Origin of the sequence: Rhizobium sp. BK529, from assembly GCF_014194105.1 — a bacterium.
Taxonomy (GTDB): domain Bacteria; phylum Pseudomonadota; class Alphaproteobacteria; order Rhizobiales; family Rhizobiaceae; genus Rhizobium.
Genome location: NZ_JACIAU010000004.1, coordinates 25,246 through 48,024 on the forward strand (window position 1 = coordinate 25,246; position 22,779 = coordinate 48,024).

24 protein-coding genes and 1 tRNA gene are annotated in these 22,779 nt (G+C 60.2%); 17 read left to right on the plus strand and 8 right to left on the minus strand.

The genetic code is table 11. The annotated features are described in order from the left end of the window. The first annotated feature begins 5 nt into the window (after window positions 1-5). Both FHX08_RS22840 and FHX08_RS22845 read left to right on the plus strand, forming a co-directional pair. The gene (locus FHX08_RS22840; RefSeq protein ID WP_132656277.1) at window positions 6-1,421 is read left to right on the plus strand and encodes an oligosaccharide flippase family protein; all 1,416 of its coding nucleotides are present in this window, start codon (window positions 6-8) and stop codon (window positions 1,419-1,421) included. After that, window positions 1,422-2,699: a GNAT family N-acetyltransferase gene (locus FHX08_RS22845; protein WP_132655510.1), complete on the plus strand. Its 1,278-nt coding sequence runs from the start codon at window positions 1,422-1,424 to the stop codon at window positions 2,697-2,699. On the opposite strand, the gene FHX08_RS22850 is transcribed toward FHX08_RS22845, so the two are convergent. After that, window positions 2,674-4,332, minus strand: a complete 1,659-nt coding sequence (locus tag FHX08_RS22850) for an AMP-binding protein (RefSeq protein WP_132655512.1) — start codon at window positions 4,330-4,332, stop codon at window positions 2,674-2,676. The genes FHX08_RS22845 and FHX08_RS22850 overlap by 26 nt on opposite strands. Window positions 4,333-4,555: 223 nt before the next feature. Between FHX08_RS22850 and FHX08_RS22855 the strand changes: the two genes are divergently transcribed. Further along, the gene (locus FHX08_RS22855; RefSeq protein ID WP_132655514.1) at window positions 4,556-5,536 is read left to right on the plus strand and encodes an aldo/keto reductase; all 981 of its coding nucleotides are present in this window, start codon (window positions 4,556-4,558) and stop codon (window positions 5,534-5,536) included. Between the two features lie 70 nt (window positions 5,537-5,606). Here FHX08_RS22855 and FHX08_RS22860 read toward each other — a convergent pair whose 3' ends face one another. Further along, window positions 5,607-6,185, minus strand: coding sequence for a TetR/AcrR family transcriptional regulator (locus tag FHX08_RS22860; RefSeq protein WP_132655516.1), 579 nt, complete (start codon window positions 6,183-6,185; stop codon window positions 5,607-5,609). 124 nt (window positions 6,186-6,309) lie between these two features. On the opposite strand from FHX08_RS22860, the gene FHX08_RS22865 reads away from it, so the two are divergent. Continuing rightward, window positions 6,310-7,605, plus strand: a complete 1,296-nt coding sequence (locus FHX08_RS22865; RefSeq protein WP_132655518.1) for an MFS transporter — start codon at window positions 6,310-6,312, stop codon at window positions 7,603-7,605. A gap of 85 nt (window positions 7,606-7,690) precedes the next feature. Continuing rightward, a tRNA-Leu gene (locus FHX08_RS22870) sits at window positions 7,691-7,775 on the plus strand. Between the two features lie 112 nt (window positions 7,776-7,887). On the opposite strand, the gene FHX08_RS22875 is transcribed toward FHX08_RS22870, so the two are convergent. Next, window positions 7,888-8,169: a hypothetical protein gene (locus tag FHX08_RS22875; protein WP_132655520.1), complete on the minus strand. Its 282-nt coding sequence runs from the start codon at window positions 8,167-8,169 to the stop codon at window positions 7,888-7,890. A 156-nt stretch (window positions 8,170-8,325) separates the two neighbouring features. Between FHX08_RS22875 and FHX08_RS22880 the strand changes: the two genes are divergently transcribed. After that, window positions 8,326-10,068, plus strand: coding sequence for a cation:proton antiporter (locus tag FHX08_RS22880; protein WP_132655522.1), 1,743 nt, complete (start codon window positions 8,326-8,328; stop codon window positions 10,066-10,068). Between the two features lie 21 nt (window positions 10,069-10,089). Here FHX08_RS22880 and FHX08_RS22885 read toward each other — a convergent pair whose 3' ends face one another. After that, window positions 10,090-10,392, minus strand: a complete 303-nt coding sequence (locus FHX08_RS22885) for a hypothetical protein (RefSeq protein ID WP_132655524.1) — start codon at window positions 10,390-10,392, stop codon at window positions 10,090-10,092. Between the two features lie 190 nt (window positions 10,393-10,582). Here FHX08_RS22885 and FHX08_RS22890 point away from each other — a divergent pair, with 190 nt between their 5' ends. Together FHX08_RS22890 and FHX08_RS22895 are read left to right on the plus strand one after the other, a co-directional pair. Continuing rightward, entirely contained in the window at window positions 10,583-11,173 is a 591-nt protein-coding gene (locus FHX08_RS22890; RefSeq protein WP_132655526.1) for a YqaA family protein, read from the plus strand. 22 nt (window positions 11,174-11,195) lie between these two features. Continuing rightward, a complete protein-coding gene (locus FHX08_RS22895) occupies window positions 11,196-11,711 on the plus strand; it encodes a disulfide bond formation protein B (RefSeq protein WP_132655528.1) in 516 nt (171 codons plus the stop codon). Window positions 11,712-11,783: 72 nt separating this feature from the next. On the opposite strand, the gene FHX08_RS22900 is transcribed toward FHX08_RS22895, so the two are convergent. After that, complete coding sequence (locus FHX08_RS22900; protein ID WP_132655530.1) at window positions 11,784-12,341, minus strand: HNH endonuclease; 558 nt, start codon at window positions 12,339-12,341, stop codon at window positions 11,784-11,786. 112 nt (window positions 12,342-12,453) lie between these two features. Continuing rightward, complete coding sequence (locus tag FHX08_RS22905; RefSeq protein ID WP_132655532.1) at window positions 12,454-13,140, minus strand: DNA-3-methyladenine glycosylase family protein; 687 nt, start codon at window positions 13,138-13,140, stop codon at window positions 12,454-12,456. On the opposite strand from FHX08_RS22905, the gene gluQRS reads away from it, so the two are divergent. Further along, window positions 13,139-14,020, plus strand: coding sequence for a tRNA glutamyl-Q(34) synthetase GluQRS (gene gluQRS / locus FHX08_RS22910; RefSeq protein WP_132655534.1), 882 nt, complete (start codon window positions 13,139-13,141; stop codon window positions 14,018-14,020). The two genes, FHX08_RS22905 and gluQRS, sit on opposite strands and share 2 nt — an antisense overlap. Here the strand turns inward: gluQRS and FHX08_RS22915 are convergent. Next, window positions 13,985-14,956 (minus strand): YihY/virulence factor BrkB family protein, encoded by a 972-nt coding sequence (locus FHX08_RS22915; protein ID WP_132655536.1) that lies wholly within the window; start codon window positions 14,954-14,956, stop codon window positions 13,985-13,987. The two genes, gluQRS and FHX08_RS22915, sit on opposite strands and share 36 nt — an antisense overlap. Window positions 14,957-15,024: 68 nt before the next feature. On the opposite strand from FHX08_RS22915, the gene FHX08_RS22920 reads away from it, so the two are divergent. From FHX08_RS22920 to FHX08_RS22950, 7 genes are all read left to right on the plus strand, one after another. Next, window positions 15,025-15,858, plus strand: a complete 834-nt coding sequence (locus FHX08_RS22920; RefSeq protein WP_132655538.1) for an SDR family oxidoreductase — start codon at window positions 15,025-15,027, stop codon at window positions 15,856-15,858. An 18-nt stretch (window positions 15,859-15,876) separates the two neighbouring features. Next, entirely contained in the window at window positions 15,877-16,080 is a 204-nt protein-coding gene (locus tag FHX08_RS22925; protein ID WP_007825545.1) for a twin transmembrane helix small protein, read from the plus strand. Window positions 16,081-16,094: 14 nt separating this feature from the next. Beyond that, a complete protein-coding gene (locus tag FHX08_RS22930; RefSeq protein ID WP_132655540.1) occupies window positions 16,095-16,673 on the plus strand; it encodes a cob(I)yrinic acid a,c-diamide adenosyltransferase in 579 nt (192 codons plus the stop codon). A gap of 37 nt (window positions 16,674-16,710) precedes the next feature. Beyond that, window positions 16,711-17,496, plus strand: coding sequence for a rhomboid family intramembrane serine protease (locus tag FHX08_RS22935; protein ID WP_132655542.1), 786 nt, complete (start codon window positions 16,711-16,713; stop codon window positions 17,494-17,496). Between the two features lie 183 nt (window positions 17,497-17,679). Further along, window positions 17,680-18,429, plus strand: a complete 750-nt coding sequence (locus tag FHX08_RS22940) for an electron transfer flavoprotein subunit beta/FixA family protein (protein ID WP_132655544.1) — start codon at window positions 17,680-17,682, stop codon at window positions 18,427-18,429. A gap of 24 nt (window positions 18,430-18,453) precedes the next feature. Then, entirely contained in the window at window positions 18,454-19,383 is a 930-nt protein-coding gene (locus FHX08_RS22945; protein ID WP_132655546.1) for an electron transfer flavoprotein subunit alpha/FixB family protein, read from the plus strand. 147 nt (window positions 19,384-19,530) lie between these two features. Next, complete coding sequence (locus tag FHX08_RS22950; protein ID WP_132655548.1) at window positions 19,531-20,412, plus strand: 3-hydroxybutyryl-CoA dehydrogenase; 882 nt, start codon at window positions 19,531-19,533, stop codon at window positions 20,410-20,412. Window positions 20,413-20,587: 175 nt separating this feature from the next. Here FHX08_RS22950 and tlpA read toward each other — a convergent pair whose 3' ends face one another. Continuing rightward, complete coding sequence (tlpA, locus tag FHX08_RS22955; protein WP_132655550.1) at window positions 20,588-21,250, minus strand: thiol:disulfide interchange protein TlpA; 663 nt, start codon at window positions 21,248-21,250, stop codon at window positions 20,588-20,590. 26 nt (window positions 21,251-21,276) lie between these two features. Here tlpA and argH point away from each other — a divergent pair, with 26 nt between their 5' ends. Next, entirely contained in the window at window positions 21,277-22,680 is a 1,404-nt protein-coding gene (gene argH, locus FHX08_RS22960) for an argininosuccinate lyase (protein WP_132655552.1), read from the plus strand. Window positions 22,681-22,779 lie beyond the last annotated feature (99 nt).

Consider the following 22,779-nt stretch of genomic DNA (forward strand, 5'->3'; position numbering starts at 1 on the left):
TCAGAATGGCGGTCATGGAAACAGCGGAAAAGATGCTGCCCGCGGGGCTGCGGCCGATCGCCAGCCGGGCGCTGCGCAGCCTTGCCATAGTTCTTGCCGAACGGGGCGACAAGGCCGCCGCCCAGCGTATGGCGCTGATCGCCTTTGCGATCCGCATCCTGAGTGCAGCCCTCGCCTTTCTGTCGCAGATCGTGCTCGCCAGGCTGATGGGCGAATATGAATACGGCATCTTCGTTTTCGTATGGGTGCTGGTCGTCCTCTGCGGCGACCTTTCCTGTCTTGGCTTCCATACCGCAATCGTCCGCTTCCTGCCGCAATATCGTGCTGCCGGCGCCTTTGCCGAAATCCGTGGCCTGACCGGCACCGCCCGAGTCTTCGCGATGTTCTCAGGCACGACCGTTCTCATCACCGGCATGCTCGGCCTGCATTTCTTCGGCGACAGGATCGAAAGCTATTACCTCGTGCCGACCTTCCTTGGCCTTATCGCCATGCCGATGATCGCGCTCGGCGATATTCTCGAGGGCACGTCGCGGGCCAACCACTGGCCGGTCATGGCGCTGAGCCCCGTCTATATTGTCAGGCCAATTCTCATCATTCTCTTCATGCTGATAGCCGTCGTCTTCGGCGCGCCGCACACCGCAGTCACCGCCATGCAGGCTGCACTTGCGGCAACGTTCGTCACTGCGCTCGGCCAATACGCCGCCACGCTCTATCGGATGCGCCGGCACTATGACGCCGGCCCGCGCAAAGTCGACTTCCTGGAATGGCTGGGCGTTGCTTTTCCGATCTTCCTGATCGAAGGCGTGAGCTTCCTGCTGACCAATTCCGACGTCATCGTTGTCGGTATCTTTCTCGAGCCGCATGATGTCGCGATCTACTTCGCGGCCGCCAAGACCATGGCGCTAGTGCATTTCATCAATTTCTCGGTGAAGGCCGCCGCCGGTCCCCGCTTCTCCTCCATCATCGCCGAAGGCAACCGGACCGATCTTGCTATTGCCGCTGTCGATGCCGCCCGTTGGACGTTTTGGCCTGCCCTCGGCATCGGTCTCGCTGTCCTGGCTGCCGGGCATCTGCTGCTGTCGCTCTTCGGTGGTGCTTTTACGGCCGGTTATGTGCTGATGGCGATCCTGCTGGCCGGCATCCTCGCCAAGGCGTTGGTCGGCCCTGCAGAGACGCTTCTGATGATGGCGGGCAAACAAAACCTCTGCGTCGCTCTTTATGCCGGAGCGCTCGCCGCTAACGTCGGCCTCAATATTCTACTGATCCCACACTACGGTATCGTCGGTACGGCGATCGCCACTGCCTCCGCCATGGCCGTGGAAGCGATGCTGCTGCATGTCTTCGTGCGCCGCGCACTTGGCTTCACGCTCTTCGCCTTCGCGACCCCTTCCGCCGCAACGCCAGAAATGAGAGCCCGATAGATGGTACGCGTACCACCCATCACCGAGAGCACCGACAGCAACGCGAACCGCATGGTTCACGATCTTGCCGCGCTCAAGTTCGACGCGCCGCAGGCCGAAGGGCGCATCGAAATCGGCCGGCCGGGCCGCGAACTCTGCCTCTACCCCGGTAAGCTCGGCTACGATCTGCAGGAGGAACTGGACTTCCTTTCAAACCGCGCGATGGAGCCGAACGTCTTCTTCAGCGGCCGTTTCCTGGCCCCCGCCATGCCGCGGCTGGAGGATCGGCAGGTCAATTTCGCCATCATCCGCGATCAGAATGAGCATCGCAGCCGCATGCGCCTGCTGATGCCGTTCTCAGTCGACAAGCCGGGTTTTGCCGTCGGCCCATCGATTATCCGCGGCTGGGCAAACAGCTTCGGTCCGCTCGGCACCCCGCTCGTCGATGCCGAGGACGCGGCCGAGACGCTGGACAATCTCTTCGAAGGCCTGATCACGCCGGACCTCGGCCTGCCGGGCACGCTGGTGCTGCCAGACGTACGGCTGAACGGCATCTTCGTGCGCATGGCCAAGGCCGTAGCGCTCAGCCGCAACCTGCCGCTGACGATCGCCAATCCCTATGAGCGGCCGATGCTGCAGAGCGATGACGACGCCATGGTCTATCTCGGCCGCACCATATCCTCCTCTCACCTGCGCGAGATGCGCCGCCAGTGGCGGCTGCTCGAAGAGCTCGGCACGGTCGTCCACACCGTTGCCCGCCAGCCGCGGGAGATTCACATGCGCTTCGAGGAATTCCTGGCGCTAGAGGCCGGCGGCTGGAAAGGCAAGCGCCGCAGTGCGCTGGTGACCGACCGCTATCACACCGCCTTCGCCCGCGAGGCCGTCTCCAACCTGGCGGAGGTCGACGCCGTACGCATCCACACGATCGACCTCAAAGGCAAGGCAATTGCCTCCGTCGTCGTGCTGATGATGGGCGGCGAGGCCTACACCTGGAAGACCGCCTATGACGAAAACTATTCCCGCTACTCGCCGGGCAAGCTGCTGATGAGCGAGCTGACGGAATGGCATCTCGACGACGCCAACGTCGTGCGCTCGGATTCCTGCGCCGTCTCCGATCATCCGATCATGAGCCGCTTTTGGCGGGAGCGCGAGGAGATGGGCACGCTGGTGATCGGCCTCACCCAGAACGGCGACCGCGACATGCGCCAGGTCGCGGCCCAACTTCACATGTACCGCAGCACCCGCAACATGGCGAAGATGCTGCGCGAGAAGATCATGTCGCTTGCCGGCCGAGGCTGATTTCGGCTTCCGCGGCAGCCTTTTCCCGCAGCAGCCGGCGTATCACCTTACCTGTCGTCGTCAGCGGCAAGGCATCCACAAACTCGACCTCGCGCGGATATTCGTGCATTGAAAGCCGCGTCTTTACCCAGTCCCGGATTTCTGCGGCCAGCTCCGCGCTGGGCTCGTGGCCCGGTGCAAGCACGATATAGGCCTTGACGATTTCGGTTCGCAACGCATCGGGTTTGCCAACGGCAGCGGCGAGCTGTACGGCCGGATGACCGATGAGACAGTCCTCGATCTCCGCCGGACCGATGCGGTAACCCGAAGAGGTAATGACGTCATCGTCGCGGCCCGCGAAGGTGACATAGCCCTCCTCATCTTGCCGGCCGATGTCGCCGGTCAGCAGCCAACCCTCGACATATTTCCTCTGCGTCGCATCGGGATCGTTCCAGTAGCCGAGGAACATTACCGGATCAGGGCTGGCAATGGCGATCTGTCCTTGCTCTCCGACCGGCAGCTCGGCACCTTCATCGTTGACGATCGCCACCTTGTGGCCAGGCGAAGCGCGTCCGATTGCACCTGGCTTCGTAACGCCGAAGGCAGCGCTGGAAGACAGCACAAAATTGCATTCCGTCTGCCCGTAAAATTCATTGACCGTAATACCGAGCGTGCGGCGCACCCACTCATAGGTCTCACGGCCAAGCGATTCGCCCGCCGAGCCGATCGTGCGCAGCACGAGATCATATTTCAAGCGCGGCGCATCAACGGATTTCAGGAGCCGCAACGCCGTTGGCGGAATGAAGGCGTTGCGGACCTTCATCTCGGCCATGATGCGATAGGCCGTGTCCGCATCGAATTTCTGGGCCGGCGAAGAGACGACAGGTACACCGAGCAGCAGGCTCGGCAGTAGCGCATTGAGCAAACCGCCAGCCCAGGCCCAGTCCGACGGCGTCCAGACTTTATCTCCCGCCTGCGGGAAACCTTCGTGGACAAACTGCATGCCCGGAATGTGGCCGGCGAGCACCCGATGACCGTGCAGCGCACCCTTCGGAGGGCCTGTCGTGCCCGACGTGAAGATCATCAGGGCCGGCTCATCCGGTCCCGATTGCGCGATATCGAAGACGGGCGGATAGGCCGAGACCAGATCGGCAAAGCCGAGCGTATCTGCCGAAGGTCCTTCGATGCTGATGATATGTTTGACGTCAGGCAGCCGGTCGCGGATCTGATTGATCCGAGCAAGACCGAAGCCGTTGGTTATGACGGCTGCCGCGCCCGCGGCCTTCAGTCGGTATTCCAGCGCTTCGACCCCAAAAAGCAGAGCAAGCGGCAGAGCAATCGCGCTCATCTTGTAGATCGCCACATGCGAAATGACCGTCTCGAAACACTGCGGCAGAAGCAGCGCCACGCGATCTCCCCGGCCGATGCCGAGTGCTGAAAGCGCGTTGGCGAGGGATGATGAGCGGGCAGCTAGCTCGCCATAGGTCAAAGACAGGTGATCGCCGTCAGGGCTGAAGTGTTCGAGGCAGATGCGACCGGGATCACGCCCCGCCCAATCGTCGCTGACGGCACGGCCGATATTGAAATCCTCAGGGATCTGCCAGGAAAAATCGCAGTAGAGCGTGTCGTATTGATCGCCAGACGGCAGTTTCATGGGCAAGATCCGGTAAGATGCTGCACCAGCTAACACCTCCCAGTGCGGACACGCAAGCGGTGTAGTTCGCAAGGATAAGGCGAGATCCCGCTCAATGGTCGCCCATTGTTGCGCTAACCGCAGAACAAATTCTCCGCCAGGCTGGCTGAGACTTCCACGATTTCTGCGCTACATCATACGCATGCGTCTGGGGAGTCGCTGAAATTCATCACGGAGCACTTTCATGGAATATGTAAAATTCGGGAAGACCGGTCTCGAAGTCTCGAAGATCTGCCTCGGCTGCATGACCTATGGCGATCCGAATCGCGGAAACCACGCCTGGAGCCTGCCGGAGGAAGAAAGCCGTGCGCTGCTCAAGCAGGCGATCGATCTCGGCATCAACTTCCTCGATACAGCCAATACCTATTCCAACGGCTCCTCGGAGGAGATCGTGGGCCGTGCCATCAAGGATTTCGCCAAGCGCGAAGACATCGTGCTTGCCACCAAGGTCTTCAACCGCATGCGCCCCGGCCCGAATGGCGCCGGCCTGTCGCGCAAGGCGATCTTCGATGAGATCGACAACAGCCTACGCCGCCTCGGCACTGACTATGTCGACCTCTATCAAATTCACCGCTGGGACTACACGACACCGATCGAGGAAACGCTGGAAGCCCTCCATGATATCGTGAAGGCCGGCAAGGCGCGCTATATCGGCGCCTCCTCCATGTATTCCTGGCAGTTCGCCAAGGCGCTCTACACGTCGCGTCTCAACGGCTGGACGGAATTCGTCAGCATGCAGAACCACGTGAACCTGCTCTACCGCGAAGAAGAGCGGGAAATGCTGCCGTTCTGCGAGGACCAGAAGATCGCCGTCATTCCCTGGAGCCCGCTTGCCCGCGGCCGTCTGACCCGCGACTGGGACGAGAAGACCAACCGCAGCGAGACCGACGAATTCGGCAAGACGCTCTACAAGCAGGCCGAGGATGCCGACCGCAAGATCGTTGAGAAGGTTGCCGAGATCGCCAGGGCTCATGGCCTCTCCCGCGCCCAGGTCGCCACTGCCTGGATCCTGCAGAAAAGCGCCGTCACCGCCCCGATCATCGGTGCCTCCAAGCCGAACCACCTGACGGATGCCGTCGGAGCGCTGACGGTGAAACTGAGCGCCGAGGATGTCGCAGCACTCGAAGCGCCCTACATTCCGCACAATGTCGCCGGCTTCAAATAAGCCGCCACGGCAATCTCCTGCTGATAACGCGGCGGGAGATCATTCCATTCCGACAAGAGCGCGCACCGATTTAGAACGACTGCGCCGGGTCGAGCTTGCGGCGCATCGTGACCAGGAACTGTTCAGCGAGCGCCCGATCCTCGACCGCCCTGGCCAGAATAACAGCCCCCATCATCGAGGAGAGCGTCGTCGTCGCATTGGCGCGACGCTCCTCCGACGTTTCACCCGGCACGATATCCTGGAGAACAGCGACCAGCGTCGATAAACCCTCGCTGAAGGTCGCACGAACCGCACCTTCGCTGCGGCTGACTTCCTGGGTCAGCGAGGCGAATACACAGCTTCCACCTGGATCGTCGACCGTGCGCCAGTGGATGTAGTGATCAAGCAGCGCTTGTAGTGGCCGCTCTGGATGGCTGGCAATCTGCTCTCGCCAGCGTTCCTCCACGCGTTCGATCAGATTGCGGCTGACTTCCAGCGCAAGATCGTCCTTTGATTCGAAATGGCCGTAAAATCCGCCATGGGTCAGACCGGCGGCTTTCATGATGTCGGCGACGCCGACGCCGTCAAATCCATTCTCGCGAAAAAGCACGCTGGCAGCCGTCAGGATCTTTTCACGGTTTTCTGCAAATTTTTCTCGGCTGACCCGCATTTTTCGTCTCCGGAAATGGTCACTTGACAATTTATATGATGTCCATCATCAATACGCAACAAATATGATGATCGTCATGTAAAACTCTCTTGTATGGTCCCCACGTCATAAACGGAATTTGCCCATGGTCTCTGCAGTCCTTGCATCCTCCCTTGCCCGGCGAAACATTCATTATGGATGGGTCGTCGTCGCCGCCACCTTCCTGACCATGCTCGTAACCGCCGGCGCCATGGGTGCGCCGGGTGTCCTCATCAAACCGCTGCAGGACGAATTCGGCTGGGAAACCTCGCAAATCTCGTCTGCTCTTGCCATCCGCCTGATCCTCTTCGGTCTGATGGGTCCGTTTGCAGCAGCCTTCATGAACTATTTTGGCGTCCGTAAAGTCATCGTCTTTGCACTCGCCCTCATCGGGGCTGGCTTCGTCGGCTCGCTATTCATGACCAAGCTGTGGCATCTGCTGGCGCTCTGGGGCGTCGTCGTCGGCTTCGGCACCGGGCTGACCGCCATGGTGCTGGCAGCCACGGTTTCCACTCGCTGGTTCGTCAAGCATCGAGGCCTCGTCGTCGGCATGCTCTCGGCGAGCTCAGCGACGGGCCAGCTCGTCTTCCTACCGCTGATGGCGGAGCTGACCGAACGCTATGGCTGGCGCGCGACCGTCTTCTTCGTCTGCGCCATGATCATGGTCGCCGCCCTTCTCGTGCTCCTGTTCATGCGTGATCGCCCCTCTGATGTGAACCTGCCCTCGGTCGGCGAAACCCAGATCACGCCAGCCCCTGTCCGCGGCACGCTCGGCGCAGCACTTGCAACGCCGCTCACCACACTCAAGGAAATCTCGAAGACATCGACCTTCTGGATCCTGTTTGCCACCTTCTTCATCTGTGGGCTCAGCACCAATGGTCTGATCCAGACACATTTCGTCACCCTCTGCGGCGATTTCGGCATCATGCCGGTTGCGGCCGCAAGCGTTCTTGCCGTCATGGGCATCTTCGATTTCTTCGGCACGATCGGTTCCGGCTGGCTTTCCGACCGCTTCGACAATCGCTGGCTGCTCTTCTGGTATTATGGTCTGCGCGGCCTCTCGCTGCTCTTCCTGCCCTTCAGCGATTTCTCTTTCTACGGCCTATCGATCTTCGCCGTCTTCTACGGACTAGACTGGATCGCCACCGTGCCGCCAACCGTCAAAATCGCTGCCGACCGCTTCGGCCGTGAAAAAGCAGGTCTCGTTTTCGGCTGGGTCTTTGCGGGCCATCAGCTTGGCGCTGCCACGGCCGCCTACGGCGCCGGCCTGTCGCGCACGGCGCTGGAAAGCTACCTGCCCGCCTTCTTCATTGCCGGCGCCTTCTGCCTGCTCGCCTCGGTTCTGGCGATCACGCTGAAAAAGTCAGGTCTGACCGGAGCAAGCGCAACGGTCGCCCACTAAACATCAAATTCCACGCAGCTAAACTTCGCCCGCCGTCTTGCACGCGCGGGCGAACGCATGTTAGACAGCCGCCTCGTATTTCGCTGCCCCATTGGCGGAATTGGTAGACGCGCTCGACTCAAAATCGAGTTTCGAAAGAAGTGCTGGTTCGACCCCGGCATGGGGCACCAAACATCTCTGAAGCGAATTTCATGCTTCGCCCCCCAAAAGGCGAAGGCATGCTTCTCGCAGATTAATGCTGCGGTCTCGGCGGAGTGGAATGCCGAATCCCCAGCGAAGTCGTTAGTCACAACGGCGAACCGTTTTTGTGACAGTGCCTTCGTCGGTCTCACGGGTCACGCTCCGCGTGTAGCAGCGGTCACGGTCCCGATCGCGCCAGCGATCCCGTTCGCGCACCGCGCCGAACGTAATGCCGCGATCACTGATGGTAACGCCGGGGCGGTCACGGTCATAACCGTCATAGGCACGCTCGCGTGTGACGGTTACGCTATCTGCCATCGCAGGCGCTGCCGCTGAGGCTAGGGCAAGGGCAGCGATTGCGCAGTTGATGAGGATTTTTCGCATCTCTCTTCTCCTTGTCTTCACATAAGGGCAACGACACGGGAGCTTTGTAGTTCCGAAAAAAGCCGGCAATTTACGCCTATTCCCTTCAAATCAACTCTTTAACTTTGCTGGCGCTTCATCCTAAAGTGCCGGCCTCCGGGCATTTTGAGAGGGCTGATGCATCAGGAAACGGGACTCATTGCGACGGTAGCCATAAGCTTCGTCTTCGCGGCAATTCTTGGCTATGGTGCAGACAGGCTGCGGCTGCCGCCGCTGGTCGGCTATCTCGCCGCCGGCGTTGTTATGGGACCTTTCACGCCGGGGATCGTGGCGGACACGGAGCTTGCCAGCCAGCTTGCCGAAATGGGCGTGATTCTGCTGATGTTCGGCGTTGGCCTGCACTTCTCCGCATCCGATCTTCTTGCCGTGCGCGGCGTTGCCATTCCCGGCGCCATCGGCCAGATCCTGCTGGCGACCCTGCTCGGTATCGGCCTCGGCGAACTCTGGGGCTGGAGCCTCGGCGCCGGCGTTGTCTTTGGCCTTAGCCTGTCTGTCGCCAGTACCGTCGTGCTTTTGAAAGCGCTGGAAGAGCGTAACCTCGTCAATACCGCCGGCGGACGCGTTGCCGTTGGCTGGCTGATCGTCGAGGATCTGGCAATGGTGCTGGCGCTCGTGCTGCTGCCGGCGCTGGCCGAGCTTCTCGGCGGCCATGCGGGCGACACCTGGCACGGCGTCGACCTGCCACTTTCAGCCACGATCGCCCTCACCCTGGCAAAGGTCGGAGCCTTTGCCGCCATGGCGATCTTCCTCGGCCCCCGCATCGTGCCCTGGCTTCTGACATTGATTGCGCGCACCGGCTCGCGCGAGCTCTTTACCCTCGCGGTTCTTGCCATCGCGCTTGGCATCGCCTTCGGCTCGGCAGCGATCTTCGGCGTCTCCTTTGCACTCGGCGCCTTCTTCGCCGGCGTGGTCATGAGTGAATCCCATCTCAGCCACCGCGCCGCAGCCGATTCCCTGCCGCTGCAGAACGCCTTTTCGGTGCTGTTCTTCGTCTCGGTCGGCATGCTTTTCGACCCGTCGATCATCCTGCGTCAGCCTCTTGCCATCATTGGCGCATTGGGGCTGATCATCGTTGGCAAGGCAGTCATCTCTTTTGCGATCGTTACCCTGTTGCGCTATCCGATCGGCATGGGCCTGACGGCCGCCGGCGGCCTTGCACAGATCGGTGAATTCTCCTTCATTCTCGCCGGTCTCGGCGTCTCGCTTGGACTCCTGCCCCAGGAAGGGCAAGATCTGATCCTTGCCGCGGCCATTCTTTCCATCACGCTCAACCCGCTCGTCATCTTCGCGGCGGAAAAGCTGAACGGCCGCATCAAGTTGAGGTGGCCGCGTATCTATGAAAGCTACGGCCGGAAGAACCAGGACATCCTGGCGCGGGAACTGGAAAAAATCCGGGCACTCGGCGAGGAGCGTGCCCGCCAGCATCATCTGCGCATCCAGCAGCTCGTCGATACCTTCCCGCTCTTTTCCGAAGTCGGCGAGGATGCCCTCGAGGAACTGCTGCTGCTGTTCAACCCGAAACTTGCCTCGCCGGGCGAACGCGTCATCCGGCGCGGTGACCGTGGCGACAGCATGTTCTTCATCTCCTCCGGCGCGGTCGAGGTGCGGCTGGCAAGCGGCGCGGTGCGACTTGAGCCCGGCGCCTTCTTCGGTGAAATGGCGCTACTTAGCGGCGGACGCCGCACGGCTGATGTCATTGCGGTCGATTTCTGCCAGTTCGAAGTACTGGAGCGGCGCGACTTCAACATGTTCATGTCGCGCCATCCGAATCTCCGCGCCGTCGTCAGCGAGATGGCGCAGAAGCGCACGGAAATGAACGTGATGCGCCAGCAGTGGGAAAAATCCATGGATCTTTCCTGAAAGGCGCCGCGCACCTGGTGATCAGGCTGTCGTGACATTGTCCAGTTTCGGCCAATAAAGATCCGAATCGAAATCAGCCGGGATACGATCGAGCCGGCAGATCGCCTCAGCCGCGAATTCGATTTGCATGGCAAGATACCTGAGCGATGCCGGCATAGGCACACCGACGGCAAATTCCTTGACTCGTGAACGGTGATACCCGCTGGCGTCAAGGCGTCGCTCGGCCTCGCGGCGGACATCCTCATGGTCCGGTCGGCGACGATTCAGACTACCATCCCGTTCTTTGGCGATGCTAAGCCCGCCCTCTATGACCCTCAATTTCACGACTTGCCACAACCTATTTCAAACCCGCCGACAACTTGCCGCAGATTCACAGCCTTGCCATCCTGCTAAATCTTGGGAGGGCACATCACGAAAATTTTCAACGCGAACACCGGGAAGCCGCAGAGCGAGCATTTACAGCATCATGATCGCCCCCTAATGCTTTGTGCGTTGCAACAGGGAAAGGAAACGGATGCTCCGCAGACTTTACGACTGGACCATGTCTCTGGCCTCCAAAAAATGGGCTGAAGTCTGGCTCGCCGTCATCGCCTTCGTCGAAAGCTCCGTCTTTCTCGTTCCGGCCGATGTCCTTTTCCTGCCGATGGCGCTTGCCAAGCCCGAACGCTCCTATCGCTACGCGATGGTTGCCACCGTCGCATCGGTCCTCGGCGGGATAGCCGGTTGGGCGCTCGGCTACTATGCCTACGAAACCGTGGCGCGCCCGATTCTGGAATTCTATGGAAAGCTCGATCAATTCGAGCAGATGAAGTCCTACGTTACCTATGAAACGATCCTGCTGCTGCTCGTCACGTCAGGCCTTGCGCATCTGCCGCCGATCAAGGTCGTCACGATCCTGTCCGGCGTCATCCATGTGGGCCTGCCGCTCTTCATCGTTTCGGCAATCATCGCCCGCGGCGCGCGCTTCCTCTTCCTCGCCTGGCTGCTGCGCCGTTACGGCGAGCCGATCCGCCACTTCATCGAGAAGCGCCTCGGCCAAATCGTCGGCGTCGGCGCGGCGGTCGTAATCGTGCTATACATCGCCTACCGATATTTTGCCCACTGAGCCAACTTCGCGGAGTTCCGCCATGAATGCCACATCCTCGCCGCTTGCCCGTCCGGCCGTATTGCTTCCGCTCCTGCTCGCCATCGGCATGGCGGTGGTGGTCGGAACGGCTCTCGGATTCCAATATATCGGCGGCTATATTCCCTGCGCGCTCTGTCTGCTGCAGCGCCAGCCCTATTATTATGGGATTCCGATCGCTGTCGTTGGCGCCATTGTGGCTCTCATCGGCCTGCCGAACTGGCTGACGCGCGCAATCATTCTCGCCGTCGGCATCCTCATGCTCGTCGGCGCCGGCATGGGCGTCTATCACGCGGGCGTCGAATGGCACTTCTGGCCCGGCCCCGCCACCTGCTCGACCACGGCCAGCAGCATGACCACCAATGCAGGCGATCTGCTCGGCGAGCTGAACACGATCAAAGGCCCGTCGTGCACGGATGCAGCATTGCGCGTTCTCGGACTGTCCTTCGCGGGCTGGAATGTGATCGCAAGCCTGGTTCTCGCAGCCTTCGCCTTCTGGAGCGTGAAGAAGACTGCCTAGGCACCTAAAGCCTGTCGCGCAAAACTGCGTAGCGGTCTTGCGATAACGACTGCGCAAGCTAACGATCTTGAATCAAGGCTGCAGCTCGGTATCCCAGTAGAGGTAATCGAGCCAGCTTTCATGTAGATAATTCGGCGGGAAGAGCCGGCCGTTATTGTGCAAGTCCTGCACCGTCGGCTGATACGGCTTTTGCGCCGGGAACATGCCTGCCTGTCTCGGAAGCTTGCTGCCCTTGCGCAGATTGCAGGGCGAACAAGCCGCCACGACATTCTCCCAGGTCGTCTCGCCGCCATGCGCGCGCGGGATAACGTGGTCGAAGGTCAGATCGTCATGAGCGCCGCAATACTGGCACTCGAACCTGTCGCGCAGGAAGACGTTGAAACGTGTGAAGGCGGGATTGCGGGATGGCTGAACGTAAGTTTTTAGGCACACGACACTCGGCAGCCGCATCGAGAAGCTCGGTGAAGAAACCTCATGCTCATATTCAGCAATGATATTCACACGGTCGAGAAATACCGCCTTGATCGCGTCCTGCCAGGACCAGAGCGACAAGGGGTAATAACTCAGCGGCCGATAGTCAGCGTTCAGAACGAGCGCCGGCAGGGCCTGTGGGGAGACTGCAATCGTCAAGGAGCCCTCCTGGATCGATTCGGCATCTGCACTTGTATATTAGGCCGGTTGTTACAGGATTGTGAAGTCCAATAAATTCAGGGAATAAAGGCGAATCGAGGGACGGTGCCGTTCAACCGATCGGCAACACGTCCCGACGCATTTTTGCGGCATAATAAGCCCAGAAAAGCCGGGCCGCGACGGAGCGCCAGGGCGACCAGATTTCTGCAAGCCCGGCAAGCGCTTTGGCCTGCGGGCGCTCGGCGAGACCGAATGCCGCAGCAACCGCTGCCTGGAGCGCCACGTCACCCGCCGGAAACACATCCACATGCCCGCCGCAGAACATCAGATAGACTTCTGCCGTCCATGGTCCGATTCCTTTCTGTGCCGTCAATTCCGCCAGCGCTTCGGCAGGAGGCTTTTGGAGCAGCCCCTGCAGATCGATTCGCCCCTCAGCGACGGCTTGGGCGATTCGCATCAGCGTATCTGCCTTGGCACGCGAAAGACCGAATTCACGCCAGGCTTCCGGATGAAGCATTATGTAAGTCTCGGCATTCAGCAACCCGCTCTCGGGCTGCATCCGCCGCCAGATCGCCTCGGCGCTGGCGCGCGAGACCATCTGCGAAACGATGATATGGGCAAGGCCGGCAAAGCCCGGTTCGCGCAGCCTGAGCGGGACAGGACCGGCTTCCCTGGCAATCGCCGCCAGGCGCGGATCGAGAACAAGAAGAGCGGCAAGCCCCTCTTCAATATCCTTTTCATTGCTGATGACCCGCACCTTGCCTCGCGATCGCTTTAAATCCATGCCAGAAGAAAGCATGATCACTACTCCGCGTCAAAAACCCGTCTTCCGTTTCGCCCCAAGCCCCAACGGGCCGCTGCACCTTGGTCATGCGCTGTCTGCACTCATCAATGACGACATGGCCAAGGCCGCAGACGGCCGGCTGCTGCTGCGCATCGAAGACATCGATCTGACCCGTTGCACCCCCGAATTCGAAGCCGGGATCTATGCTGATCTCAATTGGCTTGGTATCGAATGGGAGCAGCCGGTCCGTCGCCAGCAGGAACATTTCTCCGAGTATCAGGCAGCCCTTCATTCGCTGATCGAACGCGGACTGGTTTACCCCTCGTTTCTGACACGCAGCGAGGTAAAGACGCGCGTCGCCGCCTATGAGCGGATGGGCGAGCCCTGGCCGCGCGATCCTGACGGCACGTCGCACTATCCCTCCGACGATCGTGACCGCAGCGACGAAGAGCGCAACGCAATGCTCGTCTCGGGTCTCAAGCATGCATGGCGGCTCGATATGAACAGGGCACTGGATCTGGTCGGCGCGCCGCTGTTCTGGACGGAAACCGGTGACGAACGAAAAGGCGAGATACTGGCCGAGCCGGCGGTCTGGGGCGACGTCGTGCTCTCACGCTCGGATGCCCCCTCCAGCTACCATCTCTCCGTCGTCATCGACGATGCGCTGCAGGGCGTGACCCATGTCGTACGCGGCCTCGACCTTTTCCACGCCACCTCTGTGCATAGACTGCTACAGAACCTGCTCAACCTGCCGCAACCGATCTATCATCATCATCGCCTCATCGTGGACGCCAACGGCCGCAAGCTATCGAAGAGTGAGGGTGATACCGGTCTCGCGGAACTGCGTGGCCGCAAACTCTCAGTTGCCGATATTCGCCGTCTTGTCGGACTTTGAATCGGAGACGCGGTCGCGTCCGACCACCGAGAAGGTTCGCGAAAAATTGCGCAGCACCCGGAATTTCATCAGCGCCGCATTGATCTCGGCGCCGACGATGAAGATGACACCTACCATGTAGAGGAAGATGAGTACGATCACCACCGATGCCAGACCGGCATAGGTGGCGGTGTAAGTGGCGAAGGTCGCCAGATAATAGGCAAAGATCAGCGCGCCGACGAGCCAGAACAGCAGGGTCAGAGACACACCGGGAATGACATCGAAGACACGGCGCTTTCCGGCGGGCAACCAGAGATGGACCACGAGCAGCGCGATGACCAGCATGAGGAGCGTGCCGTAGATGCGCCAGCTGAAAATAATTTCGAGCGTGTCGACAGTGATTGGCAACCATTGACGGACCCTCACCGGCAGCCATTCGAGCGTATCGTTATGCAACAGCCAGTGGCGCGCATAGTCGAGGCCGACAGGGACTGCCACGAGCAGAATGCTGATAACCGCAAAGATGATCACGGCCACGAGTACGTAACCGAGACTGGCAAGGCGCGTGAGATACCAAGGCCGTGTCTCCTGCACGCGATAGGCGCGATTCAGGGAGATTCTAAGCGCCTCGACACCGTTCGAGGCAAAATAAGCGGCAGCCAGCACCGAGATGGTCAGAAGCCCGCCGCGCGGGATCGTCAACACCTGCACTACCTGGTCGGCGAGCGGCTTGGCGATCGCCTCCGGCCATGTGTCGAAGATCAGGTGGATGGCCGTGGTGGAAAACTGATCGGCCCCGAGAAAATTGGCGAGCGCCGTGCCGAAAATCAGGAAGGGAAAGACCGCAAGCAGGCTGGAAAGCGCCACATGGCTTGCCATGGCAAAGCCATCGTCCTCGATCAGGTGGCAGATGGCGTCGTAGACCACATCGTAGAGCGTGCGCAGGGCCTTCGGCATTCGGCTTCCCAATTGTATCCTTTCGGCGAATATGGGAAACAAGTCCCATTTTGTACAGGAATCATTGAATGGCCGACCAGCGCACCATCGTCGTGACCGGATGCTCTTCCGGCATCGGCGCCTATTGCGCACGCGCCCTTAAGGCGGATGGCTGGCGGGTCTTCGCCACAGTACGCAAGATCGGTGACCTGGCAGCGCTGGAAGCCGACGGCATCGAAGCTGTTTTGATGGACTACACGCAACCCGAGACGATCTCGGCTCTGGTGGCCACCGTGACCGAGCGCAGCAACGGCCGGATCGATGCGTTGTTCAACAACGGCGCCTATGGGCAGCCCGGCGCAGTCGAGGATCTCCCTACGCAGGCGCTGCGCGACCAGTTCGAGACCAATGTCTTCGGCTGGCACGAACTGACCAAACAGATTATTCCCTTCATGCGTCGGCGCGGCCAAGGCCGGATCGTGCAATGCTCCTCAATCCTCGGCGTCGTGCCCTATCGCTATCGCGGCGCCTACACGGCATCGAAATTCGCGCTCGAGGGCCTGAGCATCACCCTGCGCATGGAACTGCAAGGAAGCGGTATTCACGTCAGTCTGATCGAGCCGGGACCGATTACCAGCCGCTTCACCGCCAATGCGCTGGCGAAGATCAAAGAGCATATCGACCTCGAAAGCTCACCCCACGCGGTCGAATACCGTCGGCAGCTGGCCCGTCTTGAGGGTTCGGGCCCCATCAACCGCCACAAACGTGGCCCCGAGGCAGTCTATGCAGTGTTGACGCATGCATTGAACTCGAAAAATCCGAAGCCACATTATCCCGTAACAACTCCGGCAAAACAGGGCATATTGCTGAAGAGGCTGCTTCCAGCCGATCTCTTCTACCGCCTGATGCGCTGGACGGACTGAAGAAGAAAAGAGACAGCCATGTCCACGGTCACCTATGTCATCGCGATCATCGTCATGGGCCTCGTCGCCCTCGTACTGATCCGCGGCCTGTTCAACATGATGAAGGGTGGCGATGCGAACCTTTCCAACAAGCTGATGCAGCTGCGCGTGCTGCTGCAGGCGATCGCCGTCATCCTGATCATGCTGACGCTCTGGCTGACAGGCGGCGGGCGCCCGAGCTGATCTGAGGGCCGGCGATGGTAAGGCTCAACAAAATCTACACCAGAACCGGCGATGACGGCACGACGGCGCTTGTCTCCGGCCCGCGCCGCACCAAGCACGATCTTCGTGTCGAAGCCTACGGAACGATCGACGAAACCAATTCCGCAATCGGTATCGCAAGGCTGCACACAGCAAATCTTGCTGAACTCGATGCCACGCTGGCATTGATCCAGAACGACCTATTCGATCTCGGCGCCGATCTCGCCACACCCGAAACCGCGGAGCCGCCGGCCTACGAGCCGCTGCGCATCGTCGAAAGCCAGGTAACGCGGTTGGAACAGGATATCGACCGGCTGAATAGCGATCTGGAACCGCTGAAATCCTTCGTGCTGCCCGGCGGAACCGCCGCTGCCGCCCATTTGCACCTCGCTCGCACGCTTGCACGCCGCGCCGAACGGCTGATGGTGGCGCTTGCCCGGAGCGAAGGAGAAATCGTTGGCGCTGCGGCGCTCAAATACGTGAACCGCCTCTCCGACTTCCTCTTCGTTGCCGCTCGGCACGCAAATGACGGCGGCAAGGCAGATGTGCTTTGGGTTCCCGGGAAAAACAGATAGGGTCGCAGCCATCACGATCGCCCGGGGGCAGGCCTTCATGTTCATACCGCTGCACGATGCTAATACGCTGAAGTACATCAAGGTCCAGTGGGTCACACTCGGCCTGATGGTCGCAGATATAGCCACCTGGATATTCACCGCTGTTGAAAGTGAACAGGTTGCCCAGAGTGCGACCGTCGGTCTCGGCTATATACCGGCCATCATTTTCGGCTATGCGGTGCTGGCGCCAGGGCTGGAGATCGTGCCGGAAGCGGCGACCTACATTACCTATTCCTTCGTTCATACAAGCTTCTGGCATCTTGCCGGCAACATGATCTTCCTCTGGGTCTTCGGCGACAATGTCGAAGATGCGATGGGCCACCTGCGCTTCCTCGCTTTTTACCTTCTTTGCGCTGCAGCCGGCGCTCTCTGCCACGGCCTGCTGTCAACGACGTCGGAAGCGCCGCTCGTCGGCGCATCCGGGGCCATTTCGGGCGTGGTGGCCGCCTATCTCGTGCTGCATCCACGCGTGCGTGTCTGGGTTCTGGTCTTCTTCCGCGTGCCGCTGCCTTTGCCAGCGTTCATCCCGCTCCTGCTTTGGGTCGGCCAACAATTCTTTATGCTGCTGATCGATCCCAGCGGCAACGTATCCTGGGGCGCGCATGTCGGCGGCATCATCGCTGGCGCCCTGCTTGTGCTGGTTATGCGCAGGCCGGGCGTACCGCTCTTCGACCGGCAGATCGTCGCGCCTCGTGCCGTTCGCGACCGGCCGATCCCTATCCGCGTCACGGCCTCAGGCCTGCCCGTGCCGCCGCGCCTGCCCTGGGGGCGCGACAAGCTATAATATTGACGTGAACGTAAACGTTAATATATTGCCATTCAAATCGACCGTCTGCGTCACGGAAGCGTTGTATTTGGAGGAAAAACGCGTATCCATGTCGCCATTCGACAATCGGAGCAGCGCCCGAGCGCGCATTTTCCCAGAAGTCTCTATTGAAGGCCCATCTCTGTTCGAAGGAAGGACCCCATGAAAATTCTCGTCCCAGTCAAACGCGTTGTCGATTACAACGTGAAGATCCGCGTCAAGCCGGATGGATCGGGCGTCGACCTTGCCAACGTCAAGATGTCGATGAATCCGTTCGACGAGATTTCGGTCGAAGAAGCCCTTCGCCTGAAGGAAGCCGGCAAGGCTGAAGAAGTGGTCGTCGTGTCGATCGGCCCTGCCAAGGCAGAGGAAACGCTGCGCACAGCGCTCGCCATGGGCGCCGATCGTGCCATCCTCGTCGAGACCGATGATGCCGTCGAGCCACTTGCCGTCGCAAAGATCCTCAAGGGTGTTGCAGATGCCGAAAAGCCGGGCCTGATCATCGTCGGCAAGCAGGCGATCGACGACGATTCCAATCAGACCGGCCAGATGCTCGCAGCCCTCCTCGGCTCCGCCCAGGCGACCTTCGCCTCCAAGATTCAGATCGATGGCGACAGCGCCACGGTTACCCGTGAAATCGACGGCGGTCTGCAGACGATCAAGATCAAGCTGCCGGCTGTCGTGACGACCGACCTGCGTTTGAACGAGCCGCGCTACGCCACCTTGCCGAACATCATGAAGGCAAAGAAGAAGCCGCTCGACAAGAAAAGCCCGGCCGATTTCGGTGTATCCACCGCCCCACGCCTCAAGGTTTTGAAGACGGAAGAGCCCTCCGGCCGCAAGGCAGGCGTGAAGGTGAAATCGGTTGCCGAGCTTGTCGACAAGCTCAAGAACGAAGCCGGCGTACTGTAAGTTCTGGAAAGGGAGAACACGATAATGGCCATTCTTCTTCTGGCTGACCACGACAGCGCGAGCCTTTCCGACCAGACTGCCAAGGCTCTGACGGCTGCTTCCAAGATCGGCGGCGACGTTCATGTGCTGGTCGCAGGCAAGGGCGCCAAGGCTGCTGCCGATGCTGCTGCGAAGCTCTCCGGCGTCTCCAAGGTACTGCTGGCTGAGAGCGACGAGCTAGCCAACAACCTTGCCGAACCGCTCGCCGACCTGATCGTTTCGCTCGCCGGCAGCTATGACACGATCGTCGCTGCTGCCACCTCCACCGGCAAGAACGTCATGCCGCGCGTCGCAGCGCTCCTCGATGTCGCCCAGGTCTCCGAAATCATCGAGGTAGTGTCGCCCGACACCTTCAAGCGGCCGATCTATGCAGGCAATGCCATTCAGACGGTGCAGGCGAGCGACGCCAAGAAGGTCGTCACCGTGCGCACCGCCTCCTTCGCCTCGGCTTCCGAGGGCGGCTCGGCTGCGGTCGAAGCAATCCCGGCCGTCTCGGATCCCGGCCTTTCGAATTTCGTATCCGACGCACTGTCGGCCTCCGAGCGTCCGGAACTGACGTCTGCCAAGATCATCATTTCCGGCGGTCGCGCGCTCGGCTCCGCCGAGAAGTTCAAGGAAGTCATCCTGCCAGTCGCCGATAAGCTCGGCGCTGCCGTCGGCGCTTCGCGCGCCGCAGTTGATGCCGGTTACGCGCCGAATGACTGGCAGGTCGGCCAGACCGGCAAGGTCGTCGCCCCGCAGCTCTACATCGCCTGCGGCATCTCGGGTGCCATCCAGCATCTGGCCGGCATGAAAGATTCGAAGGTCATCGTCGCCATCAATAAGGACGAGGAAGCGCCGATCTTCCAGATTGCCGACTATGGACTTGTCGCCGATCTCTTCGACGTGCTGCCGGAGCTCGAAAAAGCCCTCTGATCGGGCAGATTGACTTCTTTTCGCACTTGCGAATGACTGGAAAATTGTCTTCTATCGGTCTACTACTTTTGCCGGGCGATCTTTCGTCCGGCAATTTCATATAAAAATACCGGCAGCGCGGGGGTGTATGCCGGGCGGGGGTTGGAGATGAGTGCGGTGTTGAAGAATATTGGTATCATCGGTGCGGGCCAGATGGGCTGTGGCATCGCGCATGTTTCGGCCGCCGCAGGATACAAGGTTCACATCTACGATCTGTCGCAGGATCGCATCGAATCCGGCCTTGCCACCATCAACGGCAATTTTGCGCGCCAGGTGACGAGCGGCAAGATGAGCGACGAAGAGCGCAGCGCAGCGCTTTCGCGTATCACCGGCTCCGCCGATATCAACGACCTCGCTCCTTCCGACCTCGTCATCGAGGCGGCGACCGAGGATGAAAGCGTCAAGCGGAAGATCTACGCGCAGGTCTGTCCGGTGCTGAAGCCGGAAGCAATCCTTGCCACCAACACCTCTTCCCTGTCGATCACCCGACTTGCCGCAGCGACCGACCGCGCCGAACGCTTTATGGGCATCCATTTCATGAATCCGGTACCGGTTATGAAGCTCGTGGAACTGGTGCGTGGTATCGCCACCGAAGAAACGACCTTCGCCGCCGCCAAGGAATTCGTCGCATCGCTGGAAAAGACCGTCACGGTCGCCGAGGATTTCCCGGCTTTCATCGTCAACCGCATCCTTCTGCCGATGATCAACGAAGCGATCTACACGCTGTACGAAGGCGTCGGCACCGTCGATGCCATCGACACTGCCATGAAGCTTGGGGCCAACCATCCGATGGGGCCGCTGCAGCTTGCCGATTTCATCGGCCTCGATACCTGTTTGTCGATTATGCAGGTGCTGCATGATGGCCTCGCCGACAGCAAATACCGTCCCTGCCCGCTTCTGGTGAAATATGTCGAGGCAGGCTGGCTCGGCCGCAAATCCGGCCGCGGCTTCTACGATTATCGCGGCGAAACCCCAATTCCGACCCGCTGAGCGAGCATCGCCTGAAGAGGCGAGTGGAACAAATGCTCGCAACGTGCTTTCCTTGCATGAACGGAAGGAGACGCCATGTCGAGCGAATTGCCGATGTTTCTGCTTCAGTGCTGTGTCCTGATCGGACTTTCCGGCATCTTCTTCATTCGCGGCGCCGGCGACCCCTGATCGCTCGCTATGAACCGACAGCACCCTTGATCAGCGCCTTGGCATCTTCGCTGTCCCATGCCGCCGGGCCGTTCATGGCCGAAATCAGGCACCCCTTGTCATCGAGCAGCAGCGTTACCGGCAGACCGAACGCAAGGCCCTCCTTCTTCAGACTGTTGAACACGCCGATCGTGTTGTCCCGGTAGAGCTGCAGGGCATCGACGCCGATTTCGCTGAGGAATGCCTTTGGCTTTTCGTCGTCGCCGGTGTCGATATTGACGGGCACGACCTGGAACTTGTCGCTGCCCATCTGCTTCTCCAGCGCGTTCAGCGCCGGCATCTCCTCGCGACAGGGCACGCACCATGTGGCCCAGAGATTGAGAAGCACGGTCTTGCCCGAGAAATGATCGAGCGTCATCGGCTTGCCATCGGGGCCGTTGAAGGCGATGGTCTCAAGCTTCTTCGGCTGGCTGGCGGCAACCATGGCCGCAACCTGACCCTTCATCAGCGGGCTCAGATTGGCAGCATGCTCCTTCGTCAGCGGGCACTCGGCCGAGGCCGTATCACTGACGCCATTGCCAATGCCCGTCTCCTTCACGTATACCGCTGCCGCACCGGCAACAATGCCTGCAACGGCGGCGATTGCGATCAGTTTAACGGACGGCAGCCCGAAGGGTTTTTTTGTCGTCATTTCATTCTCCAGGACGGGCATCTTCCATGGCCGAGGACAATACGGATACCAAATCCTCCAACCAGATGTGGGGCGGACGTTTTGCTTCCGGTCCCGATGCGATCATGGAGGAGATAAATGCCTCGATCGGTTTCGACAAGAAGCTGTTTGCCCAGGATATCCGCGGATCGATTGCCCACGCTACAATGCTCGCCCATCAGGGCATCATTTCATCAGACGATAAGGACAAGATCGTTCACGGGCTAAACACGATCCTGTCAGAAATCGAAAGCGGCAATTTCGAATTCTCGCGCCAGCTCGAAGACATTCACATGAATGTCGAGGCTCGGCTTGCGACCCTGATCGGTGCGGCCGCCGGCCGTTTACATACGGCCCGCTCGCGCAACGACCAGGTAGCGCTCGATTTCCGCCTGTGGGTCAAGGAAGAGCTGCAGAAGACCGAGGCGATGCTGACCGATTTGATCGCAGCCTTCCTCGACCGTGCAGAGGAACATGCCGAGAGCGTCATGCCCGGCTTCACGCATCTTCAGACCGCCCAGCCGGTCACGTTCGGCCACCACTGCATGGCCTATGTCGAAATGTTCGGCCGCGACCGTTCGCGCGTTCGCCATGCTATTGAACATCTGGACGAAAGCCCGATCGGTGCGGCGGCACTTGCCGGCACCGGCTATCCGATTGACCGCCACATGACGGCAAAGGCTCTCGGCTTCCGCGAGCCGACCCGCAATTCGATCGATACCGTCTCCGATCGCGACTTCGCTATCGAATTCCTGGCAATTGCCGCGATCTGCGCCGTGCATCTGTCGCGTCTTGCCGAGGAAATCGTCATCTGGTCGACTCCGCAATTCGGCTTCGTGCGCCTTTCCGACGCCTTCTCGACCGGCTCCTCCATCATGCCGCAGAAGAAGAATCCGGACGCGGCCGAGCTGGTGCGCGCCAAGACCGGCCGCATCAACGGCTCGCTGATCGCCTTGCTGACAATTATGAAGGGCCTGCCGCTTGCCTATTCCAAGGACATGCAGGAAGACAAGGAACAGGTCTTCGACGCCGCCGAAAGCCTCGATCTGGCGATCGCCGCCATGACCGGCATGGTCCGCGACATGACGATCAACACGGCCAGAATGAAAGCAGCAGCCGGATCCGGTTATTCGACTGCGACCGATCTTGCCGACTGGCTGGTGCGCGAGGCGGGCCTTCCATTCCGCGACGCTCACCATGTAACTGGCCGTGCCGTGGCACTCGCTGAAAGCAAGGGCTGCGATCTTTCGGAGCTTTCGCTTGCCGATCTGCAGGCGATCAATCCGGCCATTACAGAGAAGGTCTATGACGTGCTGACGGTCGAAGCCTCCGTCGCCAGCCGCAAGAGCTTCGGCGGCACCGCACCATCGGAAGTCAAGAAGCAGATAGCCTATTGGCGTACCCGCAACTAATGCATTTCCGGGCAAAGCGAAAACCTGTTCACCATCGGGAAATGCGCTGAGCACGAAGCTTCAACAATCAGGGTGCACAAGGCTGATAAACTTCGCTAT

Coding starts and splice junctions, on each gene's coding strand:
- FHX08_RS22860 (WP_132655516.1), bottom strand. CDS start 6,185: ATGCGGGTCAGCCGAGAAAAATTTGCAGAAAACCGTGAAAAGATCCTG.
- FHX08_RS22895 (WP_132655528.1), top strand. CDS start 11,196: ATGAATGCCACATCCTCGCCGCTTGCCCGTCCGGCCGTATTGCTTCCG.
- FHX08_RS22850 (WP_132655512.1), bottom strand. CDS start 4,332: ATGAAACTGCCGTCTGGCGATCAATACGACACGCTCTACTGCGATTTT.
- FHX08_RS22950 (WP_132655548.1), top strand. CDS start 19,531: ATGAGTGCGGTGTTGAAGAATATTGGTATCATCGGTGCGGGCCAGATG.
- FHX08_RS22840 (WP_132656277.1), top strand. CDS start 6: ATGGCGGTCATGGAAACAGCGGAAAAGATGCTGCCCGCGGGGCTGCGG.
- FHX08_RS22845 (WP_132655510.1), top strand. CDS start 1,422: ATGGTACGCGTACCACCCATCACCGAGAGCACCGACAGCAACGCGAAC.
- FHX08_RS22940 (WP_132655544.1), top strand. CDS start 17,680: ATGAAAATTCTCGTCCCAGTCAAACGCGTTGTCGATTACAACGTGAAG.
- FHX08_RS22920 (WP_132655538.1), top strand. CDS start 15,025: ATGGCCGACCAGCGCACCATCGTCGTGACCGGATGCTCTTCCGGCATC.
- FHX08_RS22855 (WP_132655514.1), top strand. CDS start 4,556: ATGGAATATGTAAAATTCGGGAAGACCGGTCTCGAAGTCTCGAAGATC.
- FHX08_RS22905 (WP_132655532.1), bottom strand. CDS start 13,140: ATGCTTTCTTCTGGCATGGATTTAAAGCGATCGCGAGGCAAGGTGCGG.
- FHX08_RS22875 (WP_132655520.1), bottom strand. CDS start 8,169: ATGCGAAAAATCCTCATCAACTGCGCAATCGCTGCCCTTGCCCTAGCC.
- FHX08_RS22865 (WP_132655518.1), top strand. CDS start 6,310: ATGGTCTCTGCAGTCCTTGCATCCTCCCTTGCCCGGCGAAACATTCAT.
- FHX08_RS22890 (WP_132655526.1), top strand. CDS start 10,583: ATGCTCCGCAGACTTTACGACTGGACCATGTCTCTGGCCTCCAAAAAA.
- FHX08_RS22925 (WP_007825545.1), top strand. CDS start 15,877: ATGTCCACGGTCACCTATGTCATCGCGATCATCGTCATGGGCCTCGTC.
- FHX08_RS22935 (WP_132655542.1), top strand. CDS start 16,711: ATGTTCATACCGCTGCACGATGCTAATACGCTGAAGTACATCAAGGTC.
- argH (WP_132655552.1), top strand. CDS start 21,277: ATGGCCGAGGACAATACGGATACCAAATCCTCCAACCAGATGTGGGGC.
- tlpA (WP_132655550.1), bottom strand. CDS start 21,250: ATGACGACAAAAAAACCCTTCGGGCTGCCGTCCGTTAAACTGATCGCA.
- FHX08_RS22945 (WP_132655546.1), top strand. CDS start 18,454: ATGGCCATTCTTCTTCTGGCTGACCACGACAGCGCGAGCCTTTCCGAC.
- gluQRS (WP_132655534.1), top strand. CDS start 13,139: ATGATCACTACTCCGCGTCAAAAACCCGTCTTCCGTTTCGCCCCAAGC.
- FHX08_RS22930 (WP_132655540.1), top strand. CDS start 16,095: ATGGTAAGGCTCAACAAAATCTACACCAGAACCGGCGATGACGGCACG.
- FHX08_RS22915 (WP_132655536.1), bottom strand. CDS start 14,956: ATGCCGAAGGCCCTGCGCACGCTCTACGATGTGGTCTACGACGCCATC.
- FHX08_RS22880 (WP_132655522.1), top strand. CDS start 8,326: ATGCATCAGGAAACGGGACTCATTGCGACGGTAGCCATAAGCTTCGTC.